At 73.7% G+C, this 23,339-nt stretch carries 23 protein-coding genes; 16 read left to right on the top strand and 7 right to left on the bottom strand.

Annotated elements, in window-relative coordinates; genetic code table 11:
* Positions 1–74 precede the first annotated feature (74 nt).
* Both AD017_RS03095 and AD017_RS03090 read left to right on the top strand, forming a co-directional pair.
* Complete coding sequence (locus AD017_RS03095; RefSeq protein ID WP_010227068.1) at positions 75–914, top strand: fumarylacetoacetate hydrolase family protein; 840 nt, start codon at positions 75–77, stop codon at positions 912–914.
* Complete coding sequence (locus AD017_RS03090; protein ID WP_060572730.1) at positions 911–1,678, top strand: maleylpyruvate isomerase family mycothiol-dependent enzyme; 768 nt, start codon at positions 911–913, stop codon at positions 1,676–1,678. Before AD017_RS03095 ends, AD017_RS03090 begins: the two co-directional genes overlap by 4 nt.
* Here the strand turns inward: AD017_RS03090 and AD017_RS03085 are convergent.
* Together AD017_RS03085 and AD017_RS35140 are read right to left on the bottom strand one after the other, a co-directional pair.
* Positions 1,675–2,454 carry a hypothetical protein gene (locus AD017_RS03085; protein ID WP_010227070.1) on the bottom strand — a complete coding sequence of 260 codons (780 nt, stop codon included), beginning with the start codon at positions 2,452–2,454 and terminating at the stop codon, positions 1,675–1,677. The genes AD017_RS03090 and AD017_RS03085 overlap by 4 nt on opposite strands.
* A gap of 1 nt (position 2,455) precedes the next feature.
* Entirely contained in the window at positions 2,456–2,623 is a 168-nt protein-coding gene (locus tag AD017_RS35140; RefSeq protein ID WP_010227072.1) for a hypothetical protein, read from the bottom strand.
* Positions 2,624–2,800: 177 nt separating this feature from the next.
* On the opposite strand from AD017_RS35140, the gene AD017_RS03080 reads away from it, so the two are divergent.
* Positions 2,801–3,958, top strand: coding sequence for a glutamate-cysteine ligase family protein (locus tag AD017_RS03080; RefSeq protein ID WP_060572729.1), 1,158 nt, complete (start codon positions 2,801–2,803; stop codon positions 3,956–3,958).
* A gap of 21 nt (positions 3,959–3,979) precedes the next feature.
* On the opposite strand, the gene panB is transcribed toward AD017_RS03080, so the two are convergent.
* Positions 3,980–4,852, bottom strand: coding sequence for a 3-methyl-2-oxobutanoate hydroxymethyltransferase (gene panB, locus AD017_RS03075; RefSeq protein ID WP_060572727.1), 873 nt, complete (start codon positions 4,850–4,852; stop codon positions 3,980–3,982).
* Between the two features lie 184 nt (positions 4,853–5,036).
* Here panB and AD017_RS03070 point away from each other — a divergent pair, with 184 nt between their 5' ends.
* From AD017_RS03070 to AD017_RS03055, 4 genes are all read left to right on the top strand, one after another.
* Positions 5,037–6,674 (top strand): alpha/beta hydrolase, encoded by a 1,638-nt coding sequence (locus AD017_RS03070; RefSeq protein ID WP_139317189.1) that lies wholly within the window; start codon positions 5,037–5,039, stop codon positions 6,672–6,674.
* 94 nt (positions 6,675–6,768) lie between these two features.
* Positions 6,769–8,112 (top strand): type I glutamate--ammonia ligase, encoded by a 1,344-nt coding sequence (gene glnA / locus AD017_RS03065; RefSeq protein WP_010227078.1) that lies wholly within the window; start codon positions 6,769–6,771, stop codon positions 8,110–8,112.
* A gap of 40 nt (positions 8,113–8,152) precedes the next feature.
* Entirely contained in the window at positions 8,153–8,995 is an 843-nt protein-coding gene (locus tag AD017_RS03060) for an alpha/beta fold hydrolase (protein ID WP_060572726.1), read from the top strand.
* 44 nt (positions 8,996–9,039) lie between these two features.
* Positions 9,040–12,075: a bifunctional [glutamine synthetase] adenylyltransferase/[glutamine synthetase]-adenylyl-L-tyrosine phosphorylase gene (locus AD017_RS03055; RefSeq protein WP_060572721.1), complete on the top strand. Its 3,036-nt coding sequence runs from the start codon at positions 9,040–9,042 to the stop codon at positions 12,073–12,075.
* A 7-nt stretch (positions 12,076–12,082) separates the two neighbouring features.
* On the opposite strand, the gene AD017_RS03050 is transcribed toward AD017_RS03055, so the two are convergent.
* The gene (locus AD017_RS03050) at positions 12,083–13,030 is read right to left on the bottom strand and encodes a MerR family transcriptional regulator (protein WP_060572715.1); all 948 of its coding nucleotides are present in this window, start codon (positions 13,028–13,030) and stop codon (positions 12,083–12,085) included.
* Between the two features lie 37 nt (positions 13,031–13,067).
* On the opposite strand from AD017_RS03050, the gene AD017_RS03045 reads away from it, so the two are divergent.
* From AD017_RS03045 to AD017_RS03025, 5 genes are all read left to right on the top strand, one after another.
* Entirely contained in the window at positions 13,068–13,955 is an 888-nt protein-coding gene (locus tag AD017_RS03045; protein ID WP_060572712.1) for a TIGR03619 family F420-dependent LLM class oxidoreductase, read from the top strand.
* A 66-nt stretch (positions 13,956–14,021) separates the two neighbouring features.
* Positions 14,022–14,741 carry a M50 family metallopeptidase gene (locus AD017_RS03040; RefSeq protein WP_010230634.1) on the top strand — a complete coding sequence of 240 codons (720 nt, stop codon included), beginning with the start codon at positions 14,022–14,024 and terminating at the stop codon, positions 14,739–14,741.
* A 24-nt stretch (positions 14,742–14,765) separates the two neighbouring features.
* Positions 14,766–15,188 carry a nitroreductase/quinone reductase family protein gene (locus tag AD017_RS03035; RefSeq protein WP_010230635.1) on the top strand — a complete coding sequence of 141 codons (423 nt, stop codon included), beginning with the start codon at positions 14,766–14,768 and terminating at the stop codon, positions 15,186–15,188.
* 34 nt (positions 15,189–15,222) lie between these two features.
* Positions 15,223–15,657 (top strand): heme-binding protein, encoded by a 435-nt coding sequence (locus AD017_RS03030; protein ID WP_060572711.1) that lies wholly within the window; start codon positions 15,223–15,225, stop codon positions 15,655–15,657.
* A 566-nt stretch (positions 15,658–16,223) separates the two neighbouring features.
* Complete coding sequence (locus AD017_RS03025) at positions 16,224–16,490, top strand: GlsB/YeaQ/YmgE family stress response membrane protein (RefSeq protein WP_010230637.1); 267 nt, start codon at positions 16,224–16,226, stop codon at positions 16,488–16,490.
* A gap of 90 nt (positions 16,491–16,580) precedes the next feature.
* Here AD017_RS03025 and AD017_RS03020 read toward each other — a convergent pair whose 3' ends face one another.
* A complete protein-coding gene (locus AD017_RS03020; protein ID WP_010230639.1) occupies positions 16,581–17,060 on the bottom strand; it encodes a hypothetical protein in 480 nt (159 codons plus the stop codon).
* A 358-nt stretch (positions 17,061–17,418) separates the two neighbouring features.
* A complete protein-coding gene (gene glnA / locus AD017_RS03015; protein ID WP_010230642.1) occupies positions 17,419–18,840 on the bottom strand; it encodes a type I glutamate--ammonia ligase in 1,422 nt (473 codons plus the stop codon).
* A 185-nt stretch (positions 18,841–19,025) separates the two neighbouring features.
* Here glnA (AD017_RS03015) and AD017_RS03010 point away from each other — a divergent pair, with 185 nt between their 5' ends.
* Positions 19,026–19,499, top strand: a complete 474-nt coding sequence (locus AD017_RS03010) for an RDD family protein (RefSeq protein ID WP_010230646.1) — start codon at positions 19,026–19,028, stop codon at positions 19,497–19,499.
* 56 nt (positions 19,500–19,555) lie between these two features.
* On the opposite strand, the gene AD017_RS03005 is transcribed toward AD017_RS03010, so the two are convergent.
* Positions 19,556–21,400 carry a long-chain fatty acid--CoA ligase gene (locus AD017_RS03005; protein WP_010230649.1) on the bottom strand — a complete coding sequence of 615 codons (1,845 nt, stop codon included), beginning with the start codon at positions 21,398–21,400 and terminating at the stop codon, positions 19,556–19,558.
* Between the two features lie 219 nt (positions 21,401–21,619).
* On the opposite strand from AD017_RS03005, the gene AD017_RS03000 reads away from it, so the two are divergent.
* The 3 genes from AD017_RS03000 to AD017_RS02990 are packed head-to-tail and all read left to right on the top strand — an operon-like array spanning position 21,620 to position 23,288.
* Positions 21,620–22,021 (top strand): polyketide cyclase / dehydrase and lipid transport, encoded by a 402-nt coding sequence (locus AD017_RS03000; protein WP_082538337.1) that lies wholly within the window; start codon positions 21,620–21,622, stop codon positions 22,019–22,021.
* 1 nt (position 22,022) lies between these two features.
* Positions 22,023–22,829: a metallophosphoesterase gene (locus AD017_RS02995; protein ID WP_060572710.1), complete on the top strand. Its 807-nt coding sequence runs from the start codon at positions 22,023–22,025 to the stop codon at positions 22,827–22,829.
* Positions 22,830–22,850: 21 nt separating this feature from the next.
* On the top strand, positions 22,851–23,288 hold the full coding sequence (locus tag AD017_RS02990; protein ID WP_060572709.1) for an SRPBCC family protein: 438 nt from the start codon (positions 22,851–22,853) through the stop codon (positions 23,286–23,288).
* Positions 23,289–23,339 lie beyond the last annotated feature (51 nt).

Below are 23,339 nucleotides of genomic sequence, written 5' to 3'. Positions count from 1 at the left end.
CTCCCGTTCCCGCCCGCGGTGGCGCAGACTCTGCGCCGGACGCAGACGGCGACACTCGAGGAGGGGCGCGCACGATGAGGCTCGCGACGATCCGGACCGCGACCGGGCACCGGGCGGTGCGTGTGGACGGCGACAGCGCCGTCGAGACGGGGGAGGCCGACGTCCGCGCGCTGCTCGAGCGCCCGGACTGGGCCGAGCACGCCGCGACCGCCGACGGACCGGTGCACGACGCGGCGGCACTGGACCTCGCCCCGCTGGTCCCCTCGCCCGAGAAGATCATCTGCGTCGGCCTGAACTACCGCGACCACGTGCTCGAGATGGGCAACGAGCTGCCGGAGTACCCGACGATCTTCGGCAAGTTCGCCCCGGCGCTGATCGGCGCCCGCGACGAGATCGAGCTGCCCCCCGAGTCCGACCGGGTCGACTTCGAGGCCGAGCTGACGGTCGTCATCGGGCAGGCCGTCCGGCACGCCGACGCCGAGTCCGCGCGGGCCGCGATCGCCGGCTACACGGTGCTCAACGACGTTAGCATGCGCGACTACCAGCGCCGCACGAAGCAGTTCCTGCAGGGCAAGACCTGGGAGCACTCGACGCCGCTGGGCCCCGAGCTCGTCACCCCGGACGAGCTCACCGCCGACCCGGCCGACGGCGGCGCGCTGCGCATCCGTTCCGAGCTCGGTGGCGAGACCATGCAGGACTCCACCACCGACCAGCTGGTGTTCGGCGTCGTCGACCTGATCGTCTACCTGTCGACGATCCTCACGCTCAACCCGGGCGACGTCATCGCCACCGGCACCCCGGGCGGTGTCGGCGACGCCCGCACGCCCCCGCGCTACCTCACCGACGGCTGCGAGATCGTCACCGCGGTCGAGGGGATCGGGGAGTGCCGCAACGTGGCACGGGCCCTGCGGTGACCGACGCCCCGGTCGCGGTACCCCCGCCGCTCGCGGACTCGCTGGCCTGGGCCGGCGACGGCCAGGCCCACCTGCGGGGGCTGATGACGCGGATGGGCGACGAGGCGTTCGGCGCGCCGTCGCTGCTCGCCGGCTGGAGCCGGGCGCACGTGCTCACCCACGTGGCCCGCAACGCCGACGCGATGATCAATCTCCTGCACTGGGCGAGCACCGGGGAGGAGACCCGTGCCTACCGGGACCCGCAGGCGCGGGACGCCGACATCGCCGCCGGTGCGGCGCGCAGCCCCGAGCAGATCCGCGCCGACGTCGTCGCGACCTCGGACCGGCTCGCCGACGCCGTGCGTGCGATGCCGGAGAAGGCCTGGTCGGCCCGGGTCCGCAACGCGCAGGACGTCGAGATCCCGGCAACCGCGGTGCCCTGGGCGCGAGCTCGTGAGGTGTGGGTGCACGCCGTCGATCTCGACGTCGGCGCGTCGTTCAAGGACCTGCCGATCCCGATGCGGAAGGTGCTGGTCGCCGACGTCGCCGGGACCCTGGAGCAGCGTCCCGGTTGCCCGCACGTCCGGCTGGAGGAGTCGCGGACCGGTCAGGTGCGCGAGTTCGGGCCGGGACCGGCCACCGCCGACGGCGCCGAGCCCGGTGACCTCGGCACGATCCGGGGCCGGGCGCCGGACCTCATCGCCTGGCTCCTCGGCCGTCCGTTCGGCAAGGGCCTGCGCGACGCCGACGGCAACCGTCCCGCCCCGCTGCCGGTCTGGCTCTAGAGGTCCCGGCCCTCCAGCTCGTCCAGCCGGGCGGTGGCCCGCCCCAGCTGCCGGGCCATCTCGTCGAGCCGCGCCTGCAGCAGCGCCATCTCGGCCGTGAGCACCGCGACCGCCCCGGCCGTCGCGACCGGGTCACCGGAGTCGGGGAGGGGCGGGGCACCGAACGCCGAGTCGTCGAGCGGGTGCGGCCCGGTGGGGACGGCGTCCCCGGCCGGTACCAGCGGTCCGGCCGGTACGTCGTCGGGCAGCAGGAGCACCCCGGCCAGGCGGGTGAACCGTTCCGGCGTCAGCACCGGCCGGGCCCCCGCGCAGCGCCCGCACACCGGTTCCAGCCGCCGCCAGCCGTGCTGCCCGGAGCCGGTGTCGGCGAGCGCCGAGACGCCCGCGCCGCAGCGGCACGGCCGCATCCGGACCGACCGGACCCGCTGCCGGGAGTAGCGCAGTCCCAGCTCGTAGCGCCGGAACCGGCCGGACACCGCGACCTCGAGCAGGACAGCACCCTGGTGCTCGGGTGCGCAGGCCAGCTCGCGGGCGTCGGCGTCGGAGTGGAAGCAGTAGAAGCCGCAGTCGCACCAGCGGGACGGGCACGCGTGCCGGCAGCCGTGGGCGCACAGCGCGTCGTCGACCGTGCGGTAGACGTGCGCACGCCCGAGGGTGACACCGCTGAACCCGGCCGTCGTCCCGTCCGCGGACAGCATCGGGAACGCGAGCTTGTGCCCCTCCAGCGGACCGGCCGGGTGCTCCTGCGGTGCGCGGCGGAAGAGACCGCTGGGCACGTCAGTCCTCGCGCGAACCCGTCCGGGCCGGCTCCTCGGTGGCCGCCGACCACCCGGTGAGCTCGGGCCGTGGGGCGGGGGCGGGTTCCGGTCGGTCCTGTGCGGCGGCGAGCCGGTCGGCCTCGTGGTCGACGGCGTACCCCTCGGAGATCTTGCGGCCCAGCCTCATGACGCCTCCCGTGTTCCGGGCTCCGGGCGGACCTCGTGTGGCCGCCGTCACCAGGCTGACCCCTCCGCCCGGTGTTGTCCAGGGCGGAACGGGTGAGCGAGGGCCGGGAACGGATCACACCGGCACCGGGTGCGCCCGGCGGTACGGTGCATCACCGGACGGACACCGGGGGGATCGATGCGGGGCGCGGCGCGGTACGGGATCGAGCACGAGCTGGCACTCGTGCGGCCGGACGGCTCGCTGGCGGACTTCACCGTGCTGGGCCACGACGAGGTCGCGGCCGTCGTGGCCCAGCTGCCCGAGCTCCCCGGCGACCAGGCCGACCTGCGGATCGGCGACGCCGGGATCCGCCGCAAGCGCTGGTACGCCGAGGGCTACGAGCGGCTCGGCGAGCAGGGCGAGCTGCTGCGGTTCGAGCCGAAGGGCATCGAGATCCGGACCGTCGTGCACGACTCGGTGGAGGCCACCGAGGCCGCGCTGGCGGCGGACGCGGTGCTGCTCGCCGAGGTCGCCGCCCGCCACGCGCTGCGGCCGGTGGCGATCGGCCACCATCCGGTGCGGTCGTCCTACCAGCTGGATCCACCGCCGAACGCCTGCGAGCGGGCGCTGATGGCGTCCTCCCCGGAGGAGCGCACCGCCCCGCTGCACATGGTCACCTGGGGGCCGGACCTCAACCTGTCGTTCCCCGAGGCCGGGAGCGATCCGGCGGTGCTCGCCGACGCGGCGGCCAAGCTCACCTACTACAGCCCCTACCTGGTGCCGTGGTCGTTCTCGTCGCCGTTCCGGGACGGGCGGCCGTGGGGCGGGCTGTCGGCACGGACGTCGCGCCGCACCGGGGCCCGTCCGGCCGCACTGGCCTACCTCGAGCCGGACGCCCCGCTGCTGCCGACCGACCCCAGCCTGGTGCGGCACGCCGGCATCCCCGGCGAGATCGGCCGGATCGAGTTCAAGGCCTTCGACGCGGTCGCGGTCGTGCCGGGGGAGGAGCCGGCCGACGGCTGCGGCACCGGCCTGCCCGGCGCGCTGCTGTCGCTGCTCGCCGGGCTGCTGCGGGACACCACGCTGCCCGGGCGCCGGCGCACGCCGGACGCGGTCGCGCACCGGCGTTCCGCGCTGCGGGGCTGGACCGACCCCGGCACCCGGGCCGGGTCGCAGGCCGTGCTCGACGCCGCCACGGCCGCCCTGCGGGACGAGCCCGGTCACGACGACCGCCTCGCGCTGCTGCGCGAACGGCTCGGCCGCCGGGAGACCCCGGCCGGCCGGATGCTCGCCCGGTACCGCTCCGGTGGCGGGATCACCGGCGTCGCGGCACAGGTCCGGCCGGCGGCCCTGTAGACGCACCGGCCGGACCGCGGCTCAGCGGTAGCTGTGCTCCTCCGCGGGGTACTCGCCGCCGCGGACGTCGGCGGCGAAGGCGGCCGCTGCGTCGTGCAGCACCGAGCCGACCTCGGCGTAGCGCCGCACGAAGCGGGGGACCCTGCCGCGGTTCATGCCGGCCATGTCCGACCACACCAGCACCTGGCCGTCGCAGTCCGGGCCGGCGCCGATCCCCACGGTCGGGATCCGCAGCTCACCGGTGACCCGCTTCGCGACGTCGGCGGGCACCATCTCCAGCACGACGGCGAACGCCCCCGCCTCCTGGACCGCCAGCGCGTCCTCGACGAGTGCGTCGGCGGCGTCGCCCCGGCCCTGGATGCGGAAGCCGCCGAGCGCGTGCTCGCTCTGCGGTGTGAACCCCAGGTGCCCCATCACCGGCACGCCGGACGCGGTGAGCGCCTCGATCTGCGGTGCGAACCGGGCGCCGCCCTCCAGCTTCACCGCGTGCGCCCCGGCCTCCTTCATGAACCGGAACGCCGACTCCTGGGCCTGGGCGGGGGAGATCTGGTAGCTGCCGAACGGCAGGTCGGCGACGACGAGCGCGCTGCGCGCGCCGCGGACGACGGCGCGGGTCAGCGGGAGCAGGTCGTCGATCGTGACGGGGATGGTGTTGTCGTGCCCGAACACGTTGTTGCCCGCCGAGTCGCCGACGAGCAGCACCGGGATGCCGGCGTCGTCGAAGATCTCGGCGGAGTAGACGTCGTAGGCGGTCAGCATGGGCCAGCGCCGGCCCTCCTGCTTCCACTGCGTCAGGTGGTGGACGCGGGTGCGCTTCGGCGCCGCCGGCGTCCGGTACGGGGCCTCGGCCTCGGTGCCGGCGGGCGTGCCCTGCTGTCTGGTCTCTATGCTCACCAGTGAGCTCCTTCCGTGCCTCGAGGCCCACGCTGATCGCGGGTCCCCGGGTTCGCCGTCGGTGGCGGACGCCAGGGTGCACCCGGCGGCGGCGCGGTGGGCCGGGGTGTGGGAACGGTCACCGGGTGGCCGTCGCAACCCCCGCGCCCGGCCACTGTCCGGGGTCGATGGCATGCTCCCCGTCATGGCCCCCCGTCTGCGCCTCCGTGGCCCCGTACCCGCGACACCGCCACCCCGGACGGGACGGCGGCGACGGCCCGGCCGGGTCGCCGGCGCGGCGGCCCTCGGTGCCGCGGCGCTGATGCTGGTGGGGGCGTGCTCCGACGTCGGGACGACGTCGAACGAGTCCCAGGCCCCGCAGAACCCGCCGGACCTGGCCCGGTTCTACGACCAGGAGCTGAGCTGGGGGCCCTGCGCCGACTACGCGCCCACCGAGGAGGACGGCCAGTCCTTCGCGGACCCGCAGTTCGACTGCACCCGGGTCACCGTCCCGCAGGACTACGCCCAGCCCGACGGCGACACCATGCAGATCGCGATGCTGCGCAAGAAGGCGACCGGCAACAAGATCGGCTCGCTGTTCGCCGACCCGGGCGGCCCGGGCGCGTCCGGCACGTCGTTCATGGCGAGCTCCGCGCCGACGTGGTCGGCGAACGGGCTGGGGGACCGGTTCGACCTGATCGGCTTCGACCCGCGCGGCACCGGCGCCAGCGAGCCGAAGATCGAGTGCCTGACCGACCAGGAGAACGACGAGGACCGCGGGCAGGTCTTCGCCGACCCGTCCCCGGCCGGCGTCGCCGCGGCCGAGGCGCGCAACAAGCAGTACGCCGACCGCTGCGCCGAGCGCACCGGTGCCGACGTGCTGGCCAACGTCGGCACCCGCGACGTCGCCAAGGACATGGACGTCATGCGGGCCGCCGTCGGCGACGAGAAGATGACCTACGCGGGCTTCTCCTACGGCACCGAGCTCGGCACCGCCTACGCCGAGGCGTTCCCGCAGAACGTGCGGGCGCTGCTGCTCGACGGGGCGATCGACCCGACGCAGACGACGCTCGACTCCAGCGTGAAGCAGAACGCCGGCTTCCAGCTGGCCTTCGACAACTTCGCCAAGGACTGCACCAGCAGGCCGAACTGCCCGCTGGGCACCGATCCCGCGCAGGCGACCCGCGCGTTCCAGACGGTCATGCAGCCGCTGATCGACAAGCCGGTCCCGACGAGCGACGGCCGCACGCTGAGCTTCAACGACGCGCAGACCGGCGTGAGCCAGGCGCTCTACGTGTCGCAGCTGTGGCCGGCGCTGCAGCAGGGCATCTCGCAGGTCGCGAACGGCAACGGCGACTTCCTGATGACGCTGGCCGACCTCTACTACGAGCGTGACCAGCAGGGCCGCTACAGCAACATGCTGGAGTCGTTCCAGGCGATCAGCTGCGTGAACCAGACGCCGCTGAAGGAGCCGTCCGAGGCGCTCGAGCTCGCGAAGCAGGCCGACGAGGCCGCCCCGTTCCGCTCGACCGGCCGTGGCCCGGTCGGTGCCCGTGACTCGTGCGCGTTCTGGCCGGTGCCGCCGACCAGCGAGCCGCACGTGCCGCAGGCCGAAGGGCTCCCGCCCGTCGTCGTGGTGTCGGTCACCGGCGACCCGGCGACGCCGTACCAGGCCGGGGTGGACCTGGCCGGCCAGCTCGGCGGCAGCCTGATCAAGGTCAACGGGAACCAGCACACCGCGTCCCTGCAGGGTGACCCGTGCGTCGACCGGCTCGCGGTCGACTACCTGGTCGACCTGAAGCTGCCCCAGGAGGGCGCCGAGTGCTCGCTGGCCCCGGCCTGACCGGGACCTGATCGGGGGTGTGCGGGTGCCCCGGACCGGGCACCCGCACACCCCGGTAACTTCCGCGTAACACGGGGTTCCTAGGCTCCGCCGCATGGACCGCCAGCAGGAGTTCGTCCTCCGCACGCTCGAGGAGCGCGACATCCGTTTCGTCCGTCTGTGGTTCACGGACGTGCTCGGTTATCTGAAGTCGGTGGCGATCGCCCCGGCCGAGCTGGAGGGTGCCTTCGCCGAGGGCATCGGGTTCGACGGATCGGCGATCGAGGGCTTCGCCCGCGTCTACGAGTCGGACATGGTCGCCAAGCCGGACCCGTCGACGTTCCAGGTCCTGCCCTGGGAGAGCGCGTCCGGCGAGCACTACTCGGCCCGGATGTTCTGCGACATCGCGATGCCGGACGGCTCGCCGTCCTGGGCCGACCCGCGGCACGTGCTCACCCGCGCGCTCAACAAGGCGGGCGAGGCCGGGTTCACCTGCTACGTGCACCCGGAGATCGAGTTCTACCTGCTCAAGAACCTGCCCGACGACGGCTCCCGGCCCACGCCGGCCGACTCCGGCGGCTACTTCGACCAGGCCAGCCACGACGTCGCCCCGCACTTCCGGCGCAACACCATCGAGACGCTCGAGTCGATGGGCATCTCGGTGGAGTTCAGCCACCACGAGGGCGGCCCCGGCCAGCAGGAGATCGACCTCCGCTACGCCGACGCGCTGACGATGGCCGACAACCTCATGACGTTCCGCTACGTCGTGAAAGAGGTCGCGCTCACCCAGGGCGTGCGGGCGTCGTTCATGCCGAAGCCGTTCTCCGAGCACCCCGGCTCGGCGATGCACACGCACTTCTCGCTGTTCGAGGGTGACCACAACGCCTTCCACGACCCGGACGACCCCTACGAGCTGTCCGCGACCGGCAAGGCGTTCGTCGCCGGGGTGCTCAAGCACGCCCGCGAGATCACCGCGGTCACGAACCAGTGGGTGAACTCCTACAAGCGGCTGATCACCGGCGGCGAGGCACCGACCGCCGTGTCGTGGGGGCACGCCAACCGGTCCGCGCTGGTCCGGGTGCCGATGTACTCGCCGGGGAAGTCGTCGTCGCGCCGGATCGAGGTCCGCACGCTCGACTCGGCCTGCAACCCCTACCTCGCCTACGCGGTGATCCTGGGCGCCGGGCTGACCGGCATCCAGAAGGGCTACGAGCTGCCCCCGGCCACCGAGGACGACGTCTGGGCCCTCACCGACACCGAGCGCAAGGCACTGGGCTACGAGCTGCTGCCGCAGAATCTGACCGAGGCGCTCGACGTCATGGAGCGGTCCGAGCTGGTCGCCGAGTACCTCGGCGAGCACGTGTTCGACTTCTTCCTGCGGAACAAGCGCGCCGAGTGGGACGCCTACCGGCGCAACGTGACGCCGCACGAGCTCGCCACCTACCTGCCGGTGCTGTAGGGCCGTCGCGCTCAGGTAAGGCTCGCCTTAGTATCGCGGCGTGGAACGCGCTGTGGTCACGGGCGGGCACGGCCTGCCGATCGGGTACGCGGAGTACGGCCCGTCGGACGGGCCGCCCGTCCTCCTGCTGCACGGGCTGTTCGGCTCGGCGGTGGTCGGGGCCGCATGGTCGGACCGGGCCGAACGGCACGGCGTCCGGCTGATCGCCGCCGAACGCCCGGGCTACGGCGTCTCGCCGCCCGCGGGGTTCGGCGCGGTCGCGGACTGGGTACCTGCCGTCGCGCCGCTGCTGGAGTGGATCGGCCGGCCGGTCGACGTCGTCGGGATCTCGGCCGGGGCGCCGTACGCCTACGCGCTCGCCGCGCTCGCGCCCGAGCGGGTCCGGGAGTGCTGGGTCCTGAGCGGGCTGCCCTACGTCCACGACGACGCCATCCGCGGCCGCTACCCGCAGGCGTCGCTCGACGCCTGGGCGTTCTTCCGCGACGGCGACCCGCGCGACGTCGCCGCCCGGTTCGACGCCGGGCACGACCGGTTCGCCGCCGCGTTCGCCGGCCACCCGCACCTGGTGGAGGCCCTCCGGGAGATCAGTGGCCACGGATGGGCCGGCCCCGCCCGGGAGGCCGCGCTCCAGGTGCGGCCGTGGGGCTTCACCCCGTCCGACGTCGCCCGCCCGGTCACCGTCCGGCACTCCCGCGCCGACGACCAGGTGCCGTTCGACGCGGCAGAGGCCACCGTCGAGCTGATCCCCGGCGGCCAGCTCGTCGAGCAGGTCGAGCCGGGTCACCTGCCGTCGGAGACGTCGCTGGACGCGGTGTTCGCCGAGCTGACACGGCCCGGCCGGGAGGAGGCCGCCGTCACCGGCGGCCCGTGCCGCAGGCGGTAGGGGCGTCGTGACCCGGCCGTGATGGGGCAGGATCGGCGTCCGTGATGGATCGGCGCACGGGAACCTCGCTGGCCCGGCTGGGACTCCCCGGACCGGATGCGGACGCGACGCTGCGCGAGCTGGGCTGGTGGGACGGCGACGCCCCCGCCAGCGGCTGCGAGGAGATCATGTGGGCGCTCGCCCGCAGCCCCGACCGCGACCTCGCGCTGCGCGCCGTGGAGCGGCTCGCCCAGACGCCCCCCTGGCCGGAGATCGACCGCGCGCTCCGCGGTGACGCGGGCCTGCGCGGGCGGCTGTTCGCGACGCTGGGCTCCTCCACGGCGCTCGGCGACCACCTGATCACCCACCCGGACCGGTGGGCGCTGCTCGCCGACACCCCGGACCGCCGGGACCCGCCGCCGGACCTGGCCCGGCGCACCGCGCACCTGCTGCGCGCCGTCGGTGCCGATCCCGACGCTCCGCCGCCCGGGGCGCCGGGCGGCGCCCGCGCGACCCTCACCGGAGCCGAGGCCGTCACGGCGCTGCGCACGGCCTACCGTGACGAGCTGCTCGGCCTCGCCTCCGCGGACCTGGCCGCCGTCGGGGACCCGACGCTGCCGGTGATGGAGGTCGACGACGTCGCCGCCCAGCTCGCCGACCTGGCCGAGGCCGCGCTGGCGGCGGCGCTCGCGGTCGCCGCCGCCGAGCAGGACCCGCCGGAGGAGCTGCGGCTGGCCGTGATCGGCATGGGCAAGTGCGGCGGCCGCGAGCTGAACTACGTCTCCGACGTCGACGTCATCTTCGTCGCCGAGCCCGGCGGGGAGCTCACCCAGGCGTCGACGAAGCTGGCGTCGCGGGTGATGCGGGTGGCCGGGGAGGCGTGCTTCGAGGTCGACGCGAACCTCCGCCCGGAGGGCAGGCAGGGTGCGCTCGTCCGCACCCTCGACGGGCACGTCACGTACTACAAGCGCTGGGCGAAGACCTGGGAGTTCCAGGCCCTGCTCAAGGCCCGTCCGATCGCCGGGGACCCCGCGCTCGGTGCCGCCTACGTCGAGGCGCTCTCCCCGATGGTGTGGCAGGCGTCGGCCCGCGACGACTTCGTCGCCGAGGTGCAGGCGATGCGCACCCGGGTGATCGACAACATCCCGTCGGACCAGAAGGACCGGGAGCTCAAGCTCGGCCGCGGCGGCCTGCGCGACGTCGAGTTCGCCGTCCAGCTGCTGCAGCTGGTGCACGGCCGCACCGACGACACCCTGCACTCCGGCAACACCCTGCGTGCGCTCGCCGCGCTGAGCGACGGCGGCTACGTGGGCCGCGACGACGGGGCGAACCTGGCCGCGTCGTACCGGTTCCTGCGGCTGCTGGAGCACCGGCTGCAGCTGCAGAAGCTGCGCCGGACGCACCTGCTGCCGGCGGCCGACGACACCGAGGCGCTGCGCTGGCTGGCGCGCTCGGCGCGGATCCGCCCCGACGGCCGCCGCGACGTCGTCGGGGTCCTCGTCGCGGAGTGGCAGCGCAACGCGCGGCGGGTGACGCGGCTGCACGAGAAGCTCTTCTACCGGCCGCTGCTGACCGCGGTGTCCCGGCTGGCGGGGGAGGAGGCCGACGGCGTCCTGTCCCCGGACGCGGCGAAGGCGCGGTTGTCCGCACTGGGCTGGGCCTCGGCCGAGGGCGCGCTCGGGCACCTGCGCGCGCTCACCGGCGGGGTCTCGCGGGCGGCGTCGATCCAGCGGGCGCTGCTGCCGGTGCTGCTCGACGAGCTGTCCCAGAGCCCCGACCCGGACCGCGGGCTGCTGGCCTACCGGCGGGTGTCGGAGGCGCTGGCCGCGACCCCCTGGTACCTGCGGCTGCTGCGCGACGAGGGCGCCGTCGCGCAGCGCCTGATGACCCTGCTCGGGACGTCCGCGCTGGTCCCGGACCTGCTGCAGCGGGCGCCCGAGGTGCTGCGGATGCTCGCGATCTCCTCGGGGGTGCAGAGCCCGGAGCTGACGCGGGACCCGGCCGAGGTGTCGGTGGCGCTGAGGGCCACGGTGGCCCGGCAGTCGACGCCGGAGGCCGCAGTGGCCTCCGCGCGCTCGTACCGGCGGCACGAGATGCTGCGGATCGCCTGCGCCGACCTGCTCGGCGTGCTCGAGGTCGACGAGGTGTGCGCAGCGCTGAACTCGGTGAACGAGGCCGTGCTCGCCGCGACGCTGGACGCCGTCCTGCGGTCCGAGCCCGACGACCGGGCCACCCTCGCGGTGATCGGCATGGGCCGGTTCGGCGGCGGCGAGTCGAGCTACGGCAGCGACGCCGACGTCATGTTCGTGTGTTCCCCGGCCGAGGGCGTCGACGACCACACGGCCGTGAAGTGGGCGACGCGCGTCGTCGAACGGGTACGGCGGCTGCTCGGCTCGCCGAGCCCGGACCCGGCGCTGCCGGTCGACGCCGACCTGCGGCCCGAGGGCCGGTCCGGGCCGATGGTGCGGACCCTGTCGTCGTACCGCGAGTACTACGCCCGCTGGGGCGAGGTCTGGGAGGCGCAGGCGCTGCTGCGGGCCCGGCCGGTCGCGGGGGACCGGGCGCTCGGGCGCGAGTTCACGACGCTGATCGACCCGATCCGCTACCCGGCCGACGGGCTCCCGGCGGCGTCGGTCGTGGAGATCCGCCGGATCAAGTCCCGGGTCGACGCCGAGCGGCTGCCCCGCGGCGCGGACCGGACCACCCACACCAAGCTGGGGTCCGGCGGGCTCGCCGATGTCGAGTGGACGGTGCAGCTGCTGCAGCTGCAGCACGCCGGTGACGTCCCCGAGCTGCGGACGACCTCGACGCTCGACGGGTTGCACGAGGCCACCGAGGCCGGCCTGCTCCCCGCCGACGACGCCCGCGAGCTGGAGGAGGGCTGGCGGACCGCGACCAGCGCCCGGAACGCGATCATGCTGGTGAAGGGCAAGCCGGGGGACCAGCTCCCGCGCTCGGGGCGGGAGCTGGTCGCCGTCGCCGCGGCGCTCGGGTACCCGGCGGGCGGGGACCCTGGCGAGTTCCTCGACGACTACCGGCGCGTCACCCGGCGCGCGCGGAACGTCGTCGAGCGGGTGTTCTACGGCTGGACGGAGGACTGAGCGCCGCTCAGCCGTCCACCGGGGCGGACCGCAGCGCCGCCGCGAACCACTCGAACGCCGGGATCACCGGCTCCCGGGCCGGCCAGCCGTTCAGCGTGCCGAGCAGCGCCCAGTAGCGCTCGACCCGGCGGTCCGCGAACAGCTCGACGGTGCCGGCCGCCCGGACCCGGGCCGCGGCGTCGAGCCCGGCGGCGCCCGGGATCCGCTCCAGCACCGCGGCCGCGTCGGCGCTCGCCGGGTCGACTCCCGCGGCCAGTGCGGCCCCGGCGTGCTCGGCGACGGCGGCCGGGTCGGCCTGCCGCTCCTGGTGCTCCGGCGCGGACGATCCCGCACCGGCGACGGCCATCTCCCTGACCCGGGCCGTGAAGCCCGGGTCCCGGATCAGCTCGGCCAGCTCCACCCAGGCCGACACCTGCTCCGGTGTCGGGTCGTCGGGCAGCTCCGTGGGCAGCATCCGCATTCCGTCGGCGATGCCGGCACCCGGCGCCGCCGGGTCGGTACCGGCGAACGCCTCGGTGACGAACTCGTCGATCATGTGCTGGCGCTCGGCCGCGGACAGCCGTGCGAGGTCGTTCATCAGGGTCACGCTCCTCTCGTCGGGTTCGGTACCGGTCCGGGCGAGCAGCACGCACACCGCGCGCTGCGCCCTCAGCTCCCGGATCCGGCTCTCCAGGGCCCGTGCGTGCGCCTCCGCGATCTCGCCGACCCCCCGCCGGCGGGACAGCACGGAACGCACGTCGTCCAGGCCCAGCCCCAGCTCGCGCAGGGTCCGGACCAGGTCGAGCCGGGCCACGGCGGCCGCGTCGTACACCCGGTGGCCCGCTCCGCTGCGGTCCGAGGGCACCAGGCCCTCGTCCGACCAGAAGCGGATCGTGCGGACCGGCACCCCGGTCCGTCCGGACAGTTGCCCGATGCTCAGGACGACGGGGTGATCATGGGTGTGCGACGCGGTCACCCCGACAGCGTCGCGGGTTCCAGCCACTGGAGGTCAAGTGCGAATCGGATTCGGGATCCCGCAGTTCGGCGGGGCCGCCGCCCGGGTGGAGGAGACGATGCGGTTCGCCGCGGGTGCGGAGGAGCGCGGCGCGGCGAGCCTCTGGACGGGCGACCGGCTGCTGGCGGCCGTCGACCCGTCCGTCGGGTACGCCGGGAGCGACACGATCCCGGCCGAGTTCCGGGCGTCGCACGACCCGCTCGCGCTGCTGACCGCGGCCGCGGCGGTGACCACCCGGGTGCAGCTGGGCACGAGCACGCTGAACGCGCCGTGGTACCCGCCGGCGCTGCTGGCGCGGCACGCGCTGACCGTCGACCGGATCTCCGGGGGACGGCTGCTGCTCGGCCTGGGCACCGGCTGGTCGCCCGAGGAGTACGACGCGGTGGGCGTCCCGATGTCCGAGCGGGGTGCCCGCCTCGACGACGCCCTCGACGTGCTCGACGCCTGGTGGCACGACGACCCGGTCGCCTACCGGGGCAAGAACGTGTCCATCGCGCCGTCGCACGTCGAGGTCAAGCCGCACGGGATCCCGGTCTACCTGGCCGGGTTCGCGCCGCGGGCGCGGCGGCGGATCGCCGAGCGGGCCGACGGCTTCCTGCCGGTGGTGACCCCGGGCGTGCCGGACCTCGGCCGGGCCGTCTCGCGGCCGTGGGCGGAGCTGCGCGCGGCCGCGGCGGACGCCGGTCGCGGTCCCGGCGCGGTCGGTGCGGTGCTGCGGGTCAACCTGCCGCCCGGGTCGACGGCCGCCGACGCGGTCGCGCTGCTGCGCCGGGTGCGGGCGGAGACGGAGATCGAGCACGCCTTCGTCGACCTCATGTACCTGGGCGCGGACTGCGGCACCGCGCTCGACCTGGCCGGGGGGATCCTGGACGCCGCCGGGTCGTGAGGCACCGGTCCGGTGCCGGGGCGACCGGCTCCCGGGGCGTTCCCGGCCGCTGGTTCACTGGACGGCGTGTCCCCGGATCCCCTGGACCTGCTGACCCGCGGCTACGACCTGGTCGCGGCGCGACCGGCGTCGCTGCTGGCGGCCGTGCTCGCCCTGGCCGTGGTCGCGTGGCGTCCGACCTGGCGGCTGACCCGGACCGCGGTGACGATCGCCCACGAGGGCGGGCACGCGCTGGTCGCGGTGCTGGTGGGCCGCGGCCTGACCGGGATCCGGCTGCACGCCGACTCCTCGGGGGTGACCTACTCGACGGGCGCCGGGCGCGGCCCCGGTGTCGTCGTGATGTTCCTGGCCGGGTACGTTTTCCCGCCGCTGCTCGGCCTCGGCGGGGCCGTGCTGGTCGCCTCGGACGCGGCGCAGGCGATGCTCTGGATCGGGGTCGCGCTGCTGGCGGCGACGCTGCTGCAGATCCGCAACCTCTACGGCGGGCTCGCCGTGGTCGTCACCGGGGCGGTGCTGGTGCTGGTCGCGCTGCGCGCCGAGGAGGACCTGCGCACCGGGTTCGCCGCCGCGCTGGCCTGGTTCCTGCTGTTCGGCGGGGTGAAGGCCTGCACCGAGCTGCGGCGCGGGCGGCGCGGAGGCCGGCTGCGGCACTCCGACGCCGACCGGCTCGCCGAGCTGACGCCGTTGTCGGGCGGGGCGTGGGCCGGGTTCTTCCTGATCGCCGCCGTGGTCGCGACGGGGGCCGCCGGTTGGGTGGTCTTCGCGCCCGGCGGCGCCCCGGCGTGAGCCGGAGCTGGAAGGATCGGCGGCATGGCAGAGGACTTCAACAGCCGGGTCATCCGCGAGTTCCGGGAGAACGACGGCCGGGTCGGTGAGCCGTTCACCGGCCTCCCGATGGTGCTGGTCCACCACGTCGGGGCGAAGAGCGGCACGGAGCGGGTCGCGCCGCTGCGCTGGTTCGCCGACGGCGATTCCTACGTCGTCGTCGCGTCCGCGGCCGGGGCGCCGAAGCACCCGGCCTGGTTCCACAACCTGATGGCGAATCCCGACGTCGTGGCCGAGATCGCCGACGGCGCGGGCACCGTCGAGACGGTCCGCGTGCACGCGAGCGAGCTCGGGACCGCCGACCGGGACCGGGTCTGGACCTGGATCAAGGACAACAACGGCGGCTTCGCCGACTACGAGCGCAAGACCGACCGGACCATCCCGCTGGTGGCGCTCACCCCGCAGTGAGCACCGGCACGTCCGGAATGGCAGGCTCGGCAGCATGACGATCACCCTCGAGCAGGCCCAGACCATCGCCGACGCCGCGCTGAAGCACGGCACCGAGCAGGGCTTCAACCCGCTGACGGTCGCCGTGCTCGACCCGGGCGGCGCCGTCGTGACGCTGTCCCGGCAGGACGGCTCCGGGTTCCTCCGCCCCGACCTCGCGACCGGCAAGGCGAGCGGGGTCCTGGCGCTGGGCATGACCAACCGGGCGATCGCCGCGCGGGCCGCGGACTCGCCCGAGTTCTTCACCTCGGTCGCGAACCTCGCCGACGGCAAGATCCTCTCCGTGCCCGGTGGCGTGTTCGTCAAGGACGCCCAGGGGACGCTGCTCGGCGCGGTCGGCGTGACCGGGGACGCGTCGCTGAACGACGAGGCCGCCGCCGTCGCCGGGATCGAGGCCGCAGGTCTCGTCGCCGTCACCGGCGCGGAGTAACACCTCCACGACGAGCCGCACCCCCGGGCGACGAGGTCAGCCCGGGGGCGCGGAGGGGACACGGCCCTGCCGCCGAGGAAGGGCCGTGCACGTGCGTGGGCACGCGCGGACGACGGCGCGTGCGGGGTGTCGCGTGGTGGTGGCTGCGGCGCTGCGCAGTCGGGACGTCACCGTTCGTGGTCGGGCAGGTACAGCCCTCATCCGATGTGACGCGGAACACGGTGACTCGGAGTCAACCAGTCCGTTCGGGCAGTTGTCAACGCTCCCGCGAACGCGGGCGGCGAGCCGACGACTGGACCGATTCTGCGACCGTACCGTCCCGACGGACGGTGATCGGGACCGGGGGTCGCGACGCGCCGCCGTCCGGGCGCATCGGGGAGGTCCCCGATCCGGGACCAGGGACACCGGATCGGGTACGAGGGTGTTTCCGCGATGCCGATGTGACCTGTGACGGCTACCGTCAGCCACGTTTCGACCGGCGGCCGGTTGGTCACTCGTTGTCCAGGTCGGCCGCACGGCCGCCACAAGGTCCGTCGGGGGACGGTCCGGAACAAGGAGGAAACGTCATGCTGTGGACCATTCTCGGGTGGATCGTCCTGGGTCTCGTCGCGGGCTTCATCGCCCGTGCCGTCGTCCCGGGCAAGGACGACATCGGGATCCTGCGCACGATCCTGCTGGGTATCGTCGGCTCGTTCGTCGGTGGTGCGCTGGCCAGCATCTTCACCGGCTTCAGCAGCTTCTCGCCGTCGAGCTGGATCGGCTCGATCATCGGCGCGATCATCGTGCTCGTGGTCTACAACCAGATCACGGGGCGCAAGAAGATCGGCCGCTGAGCCACACCGCCGGCACCACGGCGCCGTCCGGATCCGTCCGGTCGGCGCCGTCGTGTGTGCAGGGCCGGATCGTGGACCGCGGGGGAGCGGTCAGAGCCGCTCGGCGCCGTCGGGCCAGACGACGGTGACGGGGATCCCGAGGTCGCGGGCCTCGCGCACGGTGTCCCCGGTGCCACCCCTTCCGTCGGGCGGGGCCCCGTCCCAGACGGCGACGAGCAGGCCGACGTCGTCGAGCACGGCCCGTCCGGCGGCGGCGTAGGCGTCGCGGTCCGCGGTGCCGAACGGCAGCACCCGCACCTCCGCCGCGCGGGCGTGGAGCCGCTCGAACTCGTCGCGGTTCCCGGGCTCGACCTTGCTGCGCCGGTAGTCCTCGGAGGGCAGCACGACGACGAGGTCGCCGCCGGCGTCGAGGACCGCGTCGGCGAACAGCTGGTCCGCGCCGCGGGCGAGGCACGACACCCCGACCAGCGGGGCCGGGTGCGACCGGAGCTCGTCACGGAGGGCGGCGGCGACCAGCGGCACCGAGGCGGGGGTGAGCTTCGAGTGCCCGGTGATCCCGAGACGGGGCATGTCAGACGGTCCTTCCGTGGGTGGCGAGACGAGATCGAACGCACGGCAGCGGGCCCGGGAGTGCAACGCGCAGCGCGTGTTCCGGCTCGACCATCTCTGCACCTCCCCGCCCGGTCGCGACGGGATGGTAGCGGCGGGCCGACGGTGTCGATCTCCAGTTGCGCGGATCTGCTCCCGGTCGCCCTCCGGGGCTGCGGTGTCGGACGCCTCCCCACGATCTCTCTCCTGCCCGAGCCTCGTCCCGGGCACGACGAAGGCCCGGTGCTCCCGTCCGGGGACAGGAACACCGGGCCTTCGAGGTCTGACGGCCTGATCACGGCCGCCCGACGAGGATCACCAGGTCGGGAGGCCGTTCCGATCACACGTCGTAGTACAGGGCGAACTCGTACGGGTGCGGGCGCAGCCGCAGCGGGTCGATCTCGTTCTCCCGCTTGTACTGGATCCAGGTCTCGATCAGGTCCGGGGTGAACACGCCGCCCTCGAGCAGGTAGTCGTGGTCCTCCTCGAGCTTGTCGATGACGGCGCCGAGGCTGCCCGGGACCTGCGCGATGTCCTTGGCCTCCTCCGGCGGGAGCTCGTACAGGTCCTTGTCGATCGGCGCCGGCGGCTCGATCTTGTTCTTGATCCCGTCGAGGCCGGCCATCAGCATCGCCGAGAAGGCGAGGTACGGGTTGCCGGACGAGTCGGGGCAGCGGAACTCGATGCGCTTGGCCTTCGGGCTGTCACCGGACAGCGGGATCCGGATGCAGGCCGAGCGGTTCCGGGCCGAGTAGACCAGGTTGACCGGCGCCTCGAAGCCCGGGACCAGGCGGTGGTAGGAGTTCACCGTCGGGTTGGTGAACGCCAGCAGCGACGGGGCGTGGTGCAGCAGGCCGCCGATGTAGTAGCGCGCGGTGTCGGACAGGCCGCCGTAGCCGGACTCGTCGTGGAAGAGCGGCTGGCCGTCCTTCCAGAGCGACTGGTGGACGTGCATGCCCGAGCCGTTGTCGCCGAACAGCGGCTTCGGCATGAAGGTCGCGGTCTTGCCGTTCTGCCACGCCACGTTCTTCACCAGGTACTTGAAGAGCATGATGTCGTCGGCCGCGCTGAGCAGGGTGTCGAACTTGTAGTTGATCTCCGCCTGCCCGGCGGTGCCGACCTCGTGGTGCTCGCGCTCGACCTCGAAGCCCGACTCCTGCATGGTGCTGACGATGTCGGCACGCAGGTCGGCGTAGTGGTCGACCGGCGGGACGGGGAAGTAGCCGCCCTTGTAGTTGACCTTGTAGCCCAGGTTCCCGCCGACCTCGTCGCGGCCGGTGTTCCACCAGCCCTCGGCGGAGTCGATGTGGTGGTACGCCTGGTGCGGGTCGGTGCCGAAGCGGATCGAGTCGAAGACGTAGAACTCGGCCTCGGGCGCCATGAACGCGGTGTCGGCGATGCCCGACGCGGCCAGGTACTCCTCGGCCTTGCGTGCGACGTTGCGCGGGTCACGGGAGTAGGGCTCACCGGTGACCGGGTCGTGCACGAAGAAGTTGACGTTCAGCGTCTTGTGCTTGCGGAACGGGTCGACGCGCGCGGTCGTGGTGTCCGGGTACAGCGCCATGTCGGACTCGTTGATCGCCTGGAAACCGCGGACGGAGGAACCGTCGAACGCGGCACCGTTCTCCAGGAGGTCGCCGGCCGTCTTGGCGGGGACGGTGAGGTGCTGCATGACGCCGGGCAGGTCGCAGAACCTGATGTCGACGTACTCGACCTTCTCGTCCGAGATGTACTTGAGTACCTCTTCGGCGTTGCTGAACACTCTCTCGGGCTCCTTCAATCGCTGGTGGAGATCGTGGGTGACGGTAGGAGGACCGTGTTGCTCACCCATCACTCACCTGTTTCACCGACGTTAACTGACCGGCGCGCGACGCCGATCACATTCGTGCCGGATGTCCGGTACCCGTCGGCGGCGGCGCTGTCGATGTGGCGCCTAGGCTAGAAGCCATGGCCCGCTGGATCGAGTCCTGGCAGCCCGGTTCACCCTCCGGGAGCGGCGCCGACCCGGGCGGACACCGGGGGAAGCAGTTCGGGTTACCCGCGTCGGGGCACTACTCGGTCGCGGGCTTCGGCCGCCGTCTGCTCGGCGTGTGCCTCGACTGGCTGCTGGCCTACCTGCTGGTCCTGCTCGTCGCCGGGAGCGCGGCGATCGGCACGTCCGACTTCGGCTGGTGGATCCTCGGCACCTGGTTCGTGATCACCGTGCTGACGGTGGCGGTCCTCGGTGGCAGCCCCGGGCACCTCGCGCTCGGCATGCGGGTGGCCCGCACCGACATGGCGCAGCAGGTGGGCGTGCCGAAGGCGCTGGTCCGGACCGCGATGATCGCGGTCGTCCTGCCGCCGTTCTTCCTCGACTCCGACGGCCGTGGCTGGCACGACCGGGCGAGCACGACGATCGTCGTCCGGACCGTCCGCGCCTGACCGGACCCGCCCGGCCCGGACCCGCCTGCGGCCCGGCGGGCCGCAGGCGGGAGGTGTCAGCTCCGGTCGGCCGTGGAGCCGGAGTAGAGCGCCTCGATGTCGTCGGCGTAGGAGTCGAGGACGACCTTGCGCTTGACCTTCATCGTCGGCGTCAGCTCGCCGCCGGCCTCGGTGAAGTCGGTCGGCAGGATCCGGAACTTGCGGATCTGCTCGGCGCGCGACACCGCCTGGTTGGCCTCCTCGACCGCCGCGGCGACCTCGCCGCGCAGCTCCGGGTCGTCGATCAGGTCGGCCGCGGACGCACCGTCCCCGGCCGGCTTGCCGTTGCGCTCGCGCCAGCCCGGCAGGGCCTCCGGGTCGATCGTGACCAGCGCGGAGATGAAGGGCTTCTGGTCGCCGAGCACGATGCACTGCCCGACCAGCGGATGTGCACGCAGCCGGTCCTCGAGCACCGCGGGCGCGACGTTCTTCCCGCCGGCGGTGACGATGATCTCCTTCTTCCGGCCGGTGATCGTCACGAAGCCGGCGTCGTCGATCTCGCCGATGTCGCCGGAGTGGAACCAGCCGTCCTGTTCGAGGGCCTCCTTGCTGGCCTCCTCGTTGTTCCAGTAGCCGCGGAAGACGATGTCGCCACGGAGCAGGATCTCGCCGTCCTCGGCGATCCGGGCCGCGCAGCCGGGCACCGGGCGGCCGACCGAGCCGACCCGCTGCGCGTCGAGCGTGTTCAGGGTGATGCCGGCCGAGGTCTCGGTCAGGCCGTAGCCCTCCAGGACGGGCAGGCCGATGCCGCGGAAGAAGTGGCCGAGGCGGGCGCCGAGCGGCGCCGAGCCGGACACGGCCGCCCGGACGTTCCCGCCGACAGCGGCGCGCAGCTTGCCGTAGACGAGCTTGTCGAACAGCGCGTGCCGGGCCTTGAGCAGCAGGCCGGGGCCGCCGGCGTCGAGCGCCTCGGAGTAGGCGATCGCGGTGTCCGCGGCCGTGTCGAAGATCTTGCCCTTGCCGTCGTTGTGGGCCTTGAGCCGCGCGCCGTTGTAGACCTTCTCGAACACCCGCGGCACCGCGAGCAGGAAGGTCGGGCGGAACTCGGCCAGGTCGGGCAGGAGGTTCTTGACGTCGGGGCTGTGCCCGACCGTCGTCCGGCTGGTCAGCGCGCCGCACTGGATCGCCTTGCCGAACACGTGCGCGAGCGGGAGGAACAGCAGCACCGACCCGCCGGCGGCGAGCAGGTCCGGGACCGTCGCGGTGATGGTCCGGCACTCGGTGAGCAGGTTCCGGTGGGTGAGCTCGCAGCCCTTGGGCCGGCCCGTCGTGCCCGAGGTGTAGATCAGCGTGCACAGGTCGTCGGCGCGGACGCCGCCCCGGCGCTCGTGGACGACGTCGTCGGACGTGTCGGAGCCGAGCCCGCCGAGCTGTTCCACGGCCGACGGCGAGTCCGGCGCCGCCGCGGACGGCTCCATCTGCCAGACGTGGCGCAGGCCCGGCAGGTCCGCGCGGACCTTCTCGACCGACGCCGCGTGCTCGGCCGTCTCCACGACGATCGCGACGGCGCCCGAGTCCGAGAGGATCCAGCCGATCTGGTCCGGCGACGACGTCTCGTAGATGGGCACGGTCACGGCACCGGCGGCGAGGATCGCGTAGTCGAACAGCGTCCACTCGTAGCGGGTGCGGGACAGCAGGGCGATCCGGTCACCGGCCTGCACGCCGGCGGCGACGAGACCCGCGGCGAGCCGGGTCACCTGCTCGGCGAACTCCCGGGCGGTGACCTCGGTCCAGGCGCCGGTGGCGTCCTTGCGCCGGTAGAGGACGTCCGTGGGATGCTCCGCGGCGTTGGTGAAGACGGCGTCGGAGAGCGACTCCTCGGCTCCCACCGACACCTTCGCGGGGACGCTGTACTCACGCACGGGGATCGACCTCCTGGCGGCCTCGACAGGGCATGGCGCTCGGTCCGGTACCGGTGACGGGCACCGGTGCCGACCTGCTGGAGCCCGAACCTACCGGTAAGTAGGGGTCGAGTACATCGAATCGGGCATTACGGATGCGGAACGGTCACCGACGGCCGTGCCGCGGGCGGCACGGTACCCCCGTCGGCGAGCCGCGGGGCGGGTGGCACGCTGGCCGGTGTGCCGGCGGTGGACGTGATCGACGAGACGTTCCTGGCCGTGCCCCGTGAGCGGGTGGCGGCCGAGTTCGCCGACCCGTCGCGGTGGCCGTCGTACTGGCCGGACCTGCGGCCCGAGATCGCGCACGACCGCGGTCCGTCCGGGCTCCGCTGGACCGTCACCGGAGCCATGACCGGGACCATGGAGGTCTGGTGCGAGGAGGTGCTCGACGGCACCGTCCTGCACTTCTTCCTGCGCGCCGACCCGTCGGGGCCCGGTCCCGGCGGGCGGCTGCGCCGTGCCCGGTGGAACCGGGCGGAGACCGACCGCAGGCACCGGGCGTTCAAGGCGCACGCCTTCGCGCTCAAGCGCCGCCTCGAGGGCGGGCGTCCGGCCGGTGTCGCGCCGGCGGGGGAGTCCTGACGTGCGGGTGCACGTCGTCTCCGACGTCCACGGCAACGCCGGGGCGCTCGCCCGGGCCGCCGACGGTGCGGACGGCCTGATCGTCCTCGGCGACCTGCTGGAGTTCATCGACTACCGCGACCCGGAGAACGGCATCGTCTCCCGGCTGCTGGGCACCGGGGTCGCCGCCGAGTTCGGCCGGATGCGCCGGATCGGTGCGCCCCGCGCGCAGATGCTCGGCCTCCTGGAGCGCTCCTGGGCGCGGTTCGCCGACCCGGCCGCGGCGGTCGAGGAGGCCGTCGCCGAGCAGTACGCCGAGCAGTACGCCGAGCTGTTCGGGGTGCTGTCCGGGCTCGGCGTCCCGGTCTGGGCGATCCCCGGCAACGTCGACATGCCGCACGCCTGGCCCGAGGCCGACGGCGTCACCGCCGCGGACGGCCGGGTGATCGAGATCGGAGGCGTGCGCGTCGGGTTCCTCGGCGGGGTGCCGCTGCCACCCGGTGTCGACCCGCGCCGCAACGGCCCGTGGCGGCCGCACTTCCTCGGCCACGACGAGTGGACCGCCCGGCTCGACGCGCTCGGGCCCGCCGACGTGCTCTGCACACACGTCCCGCCGGAGCACCCCGCGCTCACCTACGACGTCGTGACCCGCCGTGCGGAGATCGCCAGCCGCCCGCTCGCGGGGCGGATCGCGGCCGAGCAGCCGTCGCACGCGCTGTTCGGGCACGTCCACCAGCCGCTGCACCGCCGCGCGCGGATCGGGCGCACCGAGTGCGTGAACGCGGGACACTTCCGCGCCCTGCAACGGCCCTACGTGCTGTGGACCTAGGTACCGGATAGCCTCCCCGCCATGGCCGACGCGACCACGTCCTCGATCCACATCGACGCCCCGCCGGACCAGGTGATGGCGGTCATCGCGGACTTCGAGTCGTACCCGGAGTGGACCGACCAGATCACCGCCGTCGAGATCCTGGACCCGGGCGCCGGGGAGCGGGCGAGGCAGGTCCGGTTCTCGATGGACGCCGGCGCGATCAAGGACTCCTACACCCTCGACTACGACTGGGCGGGTGACGACCGCTCGGTGTCCTGGACGCTGGTCAAGGGCGGGATCCAGAAGGCGCAGGACGGTGCCTACCGCCTGGATCCCGACGGCGGCGGCACCACCGTCACCTACGAGCTCTCGGTCGAGGTGAACTTCCCGATGATCGGGATGCTCCGCCGCAAGGCCGAGAAGGTGATCATCGACGCGGCGCTGAAGGGTCTCAAGCGGAGGGTCGAGAAGAGCTGACACGCCGGTGATCGGTGCCGGTCGGCGGTCACCCACCGGCGATCGATACCC

It is taken from the genome of Pseudonocardia sp. EC080619-01, from assembly GCF_001420995.1.
Classification (GTDB): Bacteria; Actinomycetota; Actinomycetes; order Mycobacteriales; family Pseudonocardiaceae; genus Pseudonocardia.
The sequence above is the reverse complement of the archived record's forward strand: the minus strand, read 5'-3'. Positions and strand labels throughout refer to the sequence as shown.

What these genes read in the sequence shown, in the direction of transcription:
- AD017_RS03095 (WP_010227068.1), top strand. Translation starts at nt 75, where the DNA reads ATGAGGCTCGCGACGATCCGGACCGCGACCGGGCACCGGGCGGTGCGT.
- AD017_RS35140 (WP_010227072.1), bottom strand. Translation starts at nt 2,623, where the DNA reads ATGAGGCTGGGCCGCAAGATCTCCGAGGGGTACGCCGTCGACCACGAG.
- AD017_RS03080 (WP_060572729.1), top strand. Translation starts at nt 2,801, where the DNA reads ATGCGGGGCGCGGCGCGGTACGGGATCGAGCACGAGCTGGCACTCGTG.
- AD017_RS03070 (WP_139317189.1), top strand. Translation starts at nt 5,037, where the DNA reads ATGGCCCCCCGTCTGCGCCTCCGTGGCCCCGTACCCGCGACACCGCCA.
- glnA (WP_010227078.1), top strand. Translation starts at nt 6,769, where the DNA reads ATGGACCGCCAGCAGGAGTTCGTCCTCCGCACGCTCGAGGAGCGCGAC.
- AD017_RS03055 (WP_060572721.1), top strand. Translation starts at nt 9,040, where the DNA reads ATGGATCGGCGCACGGGAACCTCGCTGGCCCGGCTGGGACTCCCCGGA.
- AD017_RS03035 (WP_010230635.1), top strand. Translation starts at nt 14,766, where the DNA reads ATGGCAGAGGACTTCAACAGCCGGGTCATCCGCGAGTTCCGGGAGAAC.
- AD017_RS03030 (WP_060572711.1), top strand. Translation starts at nt 15,223, where the DNA reads ATGACGATCACCCTCGAGCAGGCCCAGACCATCGCCGACGCCGCGCTG.
- AD017_RS03025 (WP_010230637.1), top strand. Translation starts at nt 16,224, where the DNA reads ATGCTGTGGACCATTCTCGGGTGGATCGTCCTGGGTCTCGTCGCGGGC.
- AD017_RS03020 (WP_010230639.1), bottom strand. Translation starts at nt 17,060, where the DNA reads ATGCCCCGTCTCGGGATCACCGGGCACTCGAAGCTCACCCCCGCCTCG.
- AD017_RS03010 (WP_010230646.1), top strand. Translation starts at nt 19,026, where the DNA reads ATGGCCCGCTGGATCGAGTCCTGGCAGCCCGGTTCACCCTCCGGGAGC.
- AD017_RS02990 (WP_060572709.1), top strand. Translation starts at nt 22,851, where the DNA reads ATGGCCGACGCGACCACGTCCTCGATCCACATCGACGCCCCGCCGGAC.